Origin of the sequence: Myroides odoratus (genome assembly GCF_965118575.1) — a bacterium.
Lineage (GTDB): Bacteria > Bacteroidota > Bacteroidia > Flavobacteriales > Flavobacteriaceae > Flavobacterium > Flavobacterium odoratum_B.
Map to the genome: position 1 here is coordinate 251232 of NZ_CBCPHW010000005.1, position 7648 is coordinate 258879.

General features: G+C 34.2%; 4 protein-coding genes. 3 read left to right on the forward strand and 1 reads right to left on the reverse strand.

Annotation, left to right across the window (positions count from 1 at the left end; translation table 11 throughout):
• Positions 1-73: 73 nt before the first annotated feature.
• Positions 74-2185, reverse strand: a complete 2112-nt coding sequence (locus tag ACMHJ2_RS06395) for a M3 family metallopeptidase (protein WP_413512129.1) — start codon at positions 2183-2185, stop codon at positions 74-76.
• 139 nt (positions 2186-2324) lie between these two features.
• On the opposite strand from ACMHJ2_RS06395, the gene ACMHJ2_RS06400 reads away from it, so the two are divergent.
• From ACMHJ2_RS06400 to ACMHJ2_RS06410, 3 genes are all read left to right on the forward strand, one after another.
• A complete protein-coding gene (locus tag ACMHJ2_RS06400) occupies positions 2325-4325 on the forward strand; it encodes a S8 family serine peptidase (protein WP_413512130.1) in 2001 nt (666 codons plus the stop codon).
• A 214-nt stretch (positions 4326-4539) separates the two neighbouring features.
• Positions 4540-5709, forward strand: a complete 1170-nt coding sequence (locus ACMHJ2_RS06405; RefSeq protein ID WP_413512131.1) for a porin — start codon at positions 4540-4542, stop codon at positions 5707-5709.
• A 163-nt stretch (positions 5710-5872) separates the two neighbouring features.
• Positions 5873-7528, forward strand: coding sequence for a thiol-activated cytolysin family protein (locus ACMHJ2_RS06410; RefSeq protein ID WP_413512132.1), 1656 nt, complete (start codon positions 5873-5875; stop codon positions 7526-7528).
• Positions 7529-7648 lie beyond the last annotated feature (120 nt).

Sequence of the window (7648 nt, forward strand, 5' to 3'; positions counted from 1 at the left end):
TTTATTTCTATAGTAAGGAAAAGAGTGAAAACACAAAAGGCTATCGATTTGATAGCCTTTTGGTTGAATAGGTTTATTTTTTTGTGAAACCTGAATAGTGCAAATAAGCTTCTATACTAGGTTCTTTACCTCTAAAATCTGAATATAGTTTATCCATGGGTACGGTATTGCCTTTTGAAAATAATTTCTTTCGTAAAGTAGTTCCATTTTCAAAGGTTATACCTCCGTTTTCCATTAACCACGCATAGGTGTCGAAATCAAGCATTTCTGACCATTTATACGAGTAATATCCCGCAGCATATCCACCGCTAAAAATATGGTTAAAATAAGTGGATCGATATCTTGGAGGTACAGTTGCTAAGTCGATATTGAATTTTTTCAGCGCCTCAATTTCGAATTGCTCGATATTTTGAATTTCTGAGGATTCACTTAGGCTATGCCAAGCCATATCTAAGATGGCTGCACCAAGTAATTCAGTTAGCTCATACCCTTTATTAAAACGAGCCGTGGCTTGTATATTTTCTGTAAATTCTTTGGGCATAACATATCCTGTTTGATAGTGTTTCGCATAATTGTCTAATATCACAGGGTCAAAGGCAAAATGCTCGTGAAACTGAGAGGGGAATTCCACAAAGTCTCTAGAAACATTGGTTCCAGACAAAGTTGGATACTTTTGAGAAGCAAATAAGCCATGTAGTGTATGTCCAAATTCATGAAACAAAGTGACTACTTGATCTAAGGATAATAAGGTTGCTTTTCCATCTGCGGGTTTAGGAAAGTTTGCTACATTGTAAATAACAGGTAAACGATTCGTTAGGAAAGATTGTTCGACAATATTACTCATCCAAGCACCTCCTTGTTTTGAATCACGTTGGAAATAATCCGTATAGAAAAGGCCTAACTTGCTTCCATCTTGATTAAAAAACTCATATACCTTTACATCCTCATGCCAAACCGGAATATCCGTTCTTTCGATATAAGAAATACCATATAAATATTTAGCCATAAAGAAAACACCCTCTTTTAAAACTCTTTCTAATTCAAAATAAGGTTTTAGTTCCTCTTGATTTAGTGCGTATTTTTGCTCTTTGAGTTGTTCTGCATAAAAAGACCAATCTGCAGCTTTTAAAACATAGGAAGAATCCCCTCCTTGATCGGCGGCAATATGTTTTAATTCTATAGCTTCCTGACTCGCTGCTTCTGTTGCGTACGGACTGAGGGTTGACAACATTTTAAATACATGATCTGGATTTTTAGCCATTGTGCCTTGTAAACTCCATGCTGCATAGGTATTAAAACCTAATAAATTAGCCTTAGCGGCTCTTTTTTTTGCAATTTCTACTACTAGGGTTTGTGTGTCATTCGCATCTTTTTTTTCAGCTCTATGCCAAGCTTGTTTGAAAAGTTTTTCACGCGTTTCTTGAAGTTGAAGTTGACTTAATGCAGGTTGTTGCGTGGTATTACTTAAAGCGAGTAAATATTTACCGTCTTTTTGCGGAAGCGAACTCAACTCTTCTTCAGATAAACCTTTTAATTCTTCTTTGGTAAAGCTAACTGAGCCCGCTTTTGTTGCAGCTAAGAGTTTATCGCTAAATGAATTTGTTAAAGACGCAATAGCCTGATTCAGTTGTTTTAACTTTTCTTTGTCTTCTGTATTTAAATTGGCTCCTGCTTGTTCAAAACGTTCATAATATACATCAATAAGTCGTAGCTGCTCATCCTCAAGTCCACTTCCGGCCTTTTCATTATACAACTTTTTAACGCGTTGAAATAAAGCATCATTTAAATAAATCCCATCGGTATGAGAAGCAAATTTCGGGGCTAGTTCATTATTTATAGCAATTAATTCATCATTGGTATTTGCTCCCGTTAATAAATAAAACACATTGCTTACCCTAGTCAATAGGTTACCAGATAATTCTAAAGCTTCTATCGTATTAGCAAAAGTAGGCTCTTCTGTGTTAGAAGTAATTTGTTCAATTGCTTCATTTTGCTGACGCATTCCCTCTAAGAGTGCCGGTTTAAAGTCTTTATTCTTTATCTTTGAAAAATCAGCGGTATGATAAGGCAATTCACTTTCTTGAAAAAAGGCATTGGTTTCATCCCATTTAAGCTTGTCTTGACAAGAAATAGAAAATAGAGAAGCGCCAATCGCAACGCTAAGAATAACTTTCTTTATATACATAAGGTAAAATAATTTAAAGTTTAAGGTTTGTCAAAGATAAAAATATATTGTAATTGGCTTAATTTATTATAAATTTAAACCATGTTTTTAAGTCAAATTCTGATGTGAATTTGTATTTTACTAATCCTAAGGGTATCAGATGTTTAAAATAAAATATTTTTTGAGTCTTGTTGTTTTCTTAGTAGGGACAAGTATTTATGCGCAATCCCTAGCAATTCGAAAACAATTACAACAAAAATTCACGACCACCGAAGCTGCTCAAGCGATAAAAGAAATAGAACAAAAAAATGAAGATGCACAGCAAATATTACAGAGGTATAGCAAGGAAAATAGGCTATTTAAAGAGCAATTTGTAGATGAGATGAATTATTATCAAGCGCAGAGAATAGAGCGCAATACGGTAATTTATTTTAAAACGCTAAATACAGTGTCTAGAACGCTTAGTGGAATTGATCAAATGCTTGCCTCTACGGATAATAGCATTAATCAGCTAGAAGGACAGTCTATGATAGTGGGAATAATCGATGGAGATCTAGTTTTTGATAAGCATATTGAATTCGCTACACCAGCGCAATCGAGCGTACATTTATTGGAAATTTGGGATGAAAATATAGAAGAAGAAGCTGCGGGTTTTAGTGCTGTCGAACGCCGAAGAACCCACGCTACGCATGTTGCTGGAACAATAATAGCTCAAGGTAAAAATCCGAAATCTAAAGGTATGGCCCCGGAGGCCGAAGCGTATAGCTACAAATGGGATAATGATAGCAGTAAAATGGGATATTTGGCTCAAAAAGGAATTTTAGTTACAAATCATTCCTATGGAATAGCCGCTGTGGATGATCAAAAACGCCCTTTACTACCTGTGGATTATTTTGGTGCTTATACGACTGATGCGGTGAATATGGATAAGATTGCGTATCTATACCCTTATTTACAACCCGTCGTCGCTGCAGGAAATGATAAAGTATATACTGAAATTGTCAATCCTGAAAAAGGAGGAATGGATTTGCTATTGGGACATGCGACTGCAAAAAATGCAATTGTGGTAGGCGCTATTGGTTTAGACCATACAGGTAGGGTACAAGAAACGGACTTTAGCAGTAATGGACCTACGAATGATTTTCGCATAAAACCAGATATTGTAGCGAATGGACTAGAGGTATATTCTTCTGCATATCAATACCTTTTTTCCACTGGTGAAATTGAAAAGAATAACTTATATGCTGTGTTAAGTGGTACATCTATGGCAGCTCCTTCCGTTTCGGGAATTTTACTGCTTTGGCAACAATGGGTTTTAGAACATAAAAATTTTCCCTATAAAGCCGCAACGCTAAAAGGAATAATGATCAATACTGCGCAAGAATTAGAGGGGCAAAAAGGACCTAATGCAAAAACAGGTTGGGGATTGATTGATGCTTGGCATGGAGTGCAATTGCTAACAGCTGCATCTAAAAACCAGGCGGTTGTAAATGAAGAAACATTGATTGACAATAAAGTAAATACGAAGCAAATACGAATAGACGAAAAAGTAGATCGCTTGTCTTTTACAATTTGTTGGTCCGATGTAGAGGGAAAGTATGAAGAAGCTAATTTTAAAGAATTCAATGGAGTTAAAAACCTAGTGAATGATTTAGACCTTAGGGTGTATAAAGATGGAGAGGTGTATTTTCCATGGAAATTGACAGAGAGTTTTACCCACAGCGAAGCGGTTCGCGGAGATAATATCGTTGATAATGTAGAGCGAATTGATATTGATAATCCTGAATTGGGAACATATGAAATTGTAATCTCTCATAAAGGGAAATTAGTGAATAAAGTACAAGATTATAGTCTTCTTGTTAATTCGAATACCTATAAAGGAGTGGTGTTAGAAAATACAGAAATAGGTGAACAGAATAAACAATTGATTGCTTGGCCTAATCCGGTAGATGAAATAGTAAACGTTGAAATTCCAAATGATTTTATTTTTTCCGCTTTAAAGGCAACCATTTATGATAGCACAGGAAAACAAATCACTACAATTCCTATGATAGCTGCAAACAGACAAAGTCTGAAAGTTTCTTTTTTAGCCTCAGGTATTTATTTTCTTCAAATAGAGGGGGCAGCAAAAAAATACCAAGTGAAATTTATTAAAAAATAATAAAATTTTTTAATTCCTTTTAAATGCTTTGTTTAAAGGTTCTTTGATGCTTTCGTCCCAAATGAATGTTTTTTGTTGCTATATGGTAGTATAAAATGGCATATTATTTGTTTTTTAATTTTTTGTCTTTTTTAAGAATGTTTTGATTTAATAATCAAATATTTTTTATTAAAACACAATAAAATGAATTAAAAAATAAAATAATGTGGAAAACATGAAGCGATTAGTAGTTTTAGTATGGATGGGAATGTCTATTTCCGTTTTTGGGCAACAAACCCATGAAAAGGATTCTATTTTTACCCCAATAATTCCCATAGAGAAACAGGATATTCTCAAAAATTTGGACCTTATTGTATTGACGCGATATGGCTTTGATTCCTTTTTGGAAGATAGTAAGTTTGCGAATAGTAATTTTAATGGTAATGAGTTGCGCATAGACCTAAGTGCTAAGCTTCATGAAAAGGTAGGACTTCGATTTAGAAAGAGATTTACAAACGCATTTACCCTAGGTACTTTAGACCATATGAATTCTTCCGTTGATATTGCTTTTATTGATATTCAAGCAACGTCAAAAGTCAATGTAACGATAGGAAAACTCTCTGCCGACTGGGGAGGGTATGAATATGATTTAAATCCAATCGAAGTTTTGACATACAATGATATACTCAATCATGCAGAAAATTATTTAGTAGGGGCGGGAGTAGGATATAAACACAATAAAAAACATCGCTTTACTGTTCAGGTTTTAAATGCTAGTGCCAATAAGTTAGAGGAGAATGGGGTGTATACTTTGCCCAGTGAAATAAAAAATACAAAATTACCACTTGCTTTTGTTGGTAATTGGCGAGGTGATTTTTTTGGGAATAAGTTTCAAACGTCCTATAGTTATAGCTATTTTTCACAAGCCAAAAAGAAAGGTATGTACTACATTGCTTTAGGAAATAAGTACCAAAGCAACCAGTTGACCTGGATGTACGATGTTCAATATAGAAAAGATGCAATTGATACGTGTGGAATAATTAGTGAGATGTTTTCTAGTGATGAGCCTCAATTGGCTCAAAAAACCTCCTATTTAGAACATTGGACTCGAATTGATTATAAGCTTTTCTCTAAGCTACATCTTTCTTTAACCTTGATGACAAGTAACGCATATATCAAAAATATTTCCACGCGTATTGATGAAATTAGCCATCTGCGAACGAGTTATGGCGTGATTCCAATGATGCAATATAGTCCATTTAAAAAAATAGATTTGCGATTCTATGCTGCCTATATAGGACGTTGGTATAATTATTCTAGCTATGCTAAAGAGTATCTAAATCAAAAAAATTATAATACAGGATGTATAAGTGTTGGATTTATTGCTCCTTTAAAACTGTTATAGGCAAACTAAACAACAAACAAAAAAAACTAAAAATGGCTGTTCTATCAATGAAAATGTAAGAGATAGGTTATTGTTTTGAAATAGGAAGTAGAAGATTAGGGGATTTAATTGAGCTAAAGTTTTTATATATAAATTAAGATGAGATCTTTAAAAACTGATATATATGAAAAATGTACAACTCCTCTTAGTATTAGCGTTGTTTACTTTAGTACAAGTATCAAGTCTAAGCTGCAATACTACCGAATATCAGGATTCTGATACTCAATTAAATTCTGAGAACAATCTCATTCATAAAAGTAGGTATGAGAATCCTTCTTGTAAAGGGTTTGAAAGAAAACTATTTTATTTCCGACAATCTAGGACAAAAATAAAGGATACAAATCGAGATAGTTTACAGAAAAAAAAATTTGATAGTTTTTCTAAATTCGGTAATGGCATACATTTAATTTGGCCTGGAAATCTTATTCAAAGGAATTCAATCACGACAGGTGAACTAGCTTCAATTCCAATAGGTGAGAATGGAAGAAATTCGATTGAAGTGAAAATAGATGCTTTTTCTTCTAGTTCTACAATATCGTCTAGTCAGGTAATCGAAAATCCAACCGCAGGAAGGGTACAAAGTGCTTTAGAAATTGCCCTTGAAGGCTATTATTCCTCAAATACAAGCTTTCCTGCTAATTATAGTATTGATGTTCGGCGTGCATTTAATAGTAAACAGCTTCAGCTTGCACTAAATGTTGGATATACAGGAGCGGATGGCGTTGATATAGGAGCTAGTTTTGGAATAAATTTTAGTAAAAACAAAACGTATTATGCAGTAACATTAAAACAAAATTTTTTCAATGTATCTGTTTATCCGAAATCGAGTTTACAAGGTGATTTAGGCTGGGTGAAAAAGGAGTACCCTGCGCGTGTAATAAGTAATTACATTGCGCAAAATAATCCCCCCGTTTATATAGCATCCGTTACCTATGGGAGATTGTATACCTTAGTGTACGAATCCGATGAAACTTCCTTTGACTTAGAACAAGCACTTAACTTTGCCTATAAAAATCCCACAATATCACTTACTGTTAGCCAAAAATTAAAATTTAATACAACGTTGCAAAATGCTAGGGTATATGTAAAACAGTTAGGAGGAAATGCAGCTGCAGGCTTGTTAACTGCTTTTGAAAATGAAGCTGGGAATTTTGATAAAATAAGAGGCTTTGTTGTAAATGGTGCTGAAGTGTCAAAAAACAACCCTGGGTACCCCATTGAATATTCAGCAGCTTATATAGGAACCAATCAACCAGTCACTGTAGAAGTAGAAGAGAAAATCTGGTATGAAGAAGAGGAAGCTATTCCTTATTTAGCAGATACCTATGAAGAAGCGAGAACTAAGATTGATTACTTAAGAAGAGAATATGGAGGCGGCAGTGCTGCGAAAATTATAATTTATAACAATACCAACCATGAAATAATAGTAAGAAACGAAACAGCTTGGTATGGTAGTTCCTTTTACAATATGCCGCCTTCTAAAATTCCCGCTGGAAAATACGGTTTTGTATTAGCCGTTCATAAAAGGGGAGAAGCTACTGGAACTTATAATCAAATATCTTATGTATTAGAGGATACGGTACTAAGTTTCGGTACCTATGTTCCCTGGAGCCAATTTAGAACAAATAATGTCCTAGTTGATTTTAAGGAGATAAACGAATATAATTTATACAATAAAAGCACTAGACCTAGTATAGAGAGAATTCAAGGGGATATTAGAATTAAAGGAAGAATAGATACAGGCGATAATCCCTTCGTGTTTTTTACGATTAGACAATAATATAAGAGGAAAGGAAGGTTCTTTGCCTAATAAGGCTACGAAATGAAAAAAGTTTAAAAATAATTTCATTTGTAATGGGTTTCCTATTAGACAGTTGGCTAAAAAGTGTAAAATACTTTT

Excerpts from the sequence above, each read along its gene's own strand:
- ACMHJ2_RS06395 (WP_413512129.1), bottom strand. The coding sequence starts at position 2,185 with ATGTATATAAAGAAAGTTATTCTTAGCGTTGCGATTGGCGCTTCTCTA.
- ACMHJ2_RS06400 (WP_413512130.1), top strand. The coding sequence starts at position 2,325 with ATGTTTAAAATAAAATATTTTTTGAGTCTTGTTGTTTTCTTAGTAGGG.
- ACMHJ2_RS06405 (WP_413512131.1), top strand. The coding sequence starts at position 4,540 with ATGAAGCGATTAGTAGTTTTAGTATGGATGGGAATGTCTATTTCCGTT.
- ACMHJ2_RS06410 (WP_413512132.1), top strand. The coding sequence starts at position 5,873 with ATGAAAAATGTACAACTCCTCTTAGTATTAGCGTTGTTTACTTTAGTA.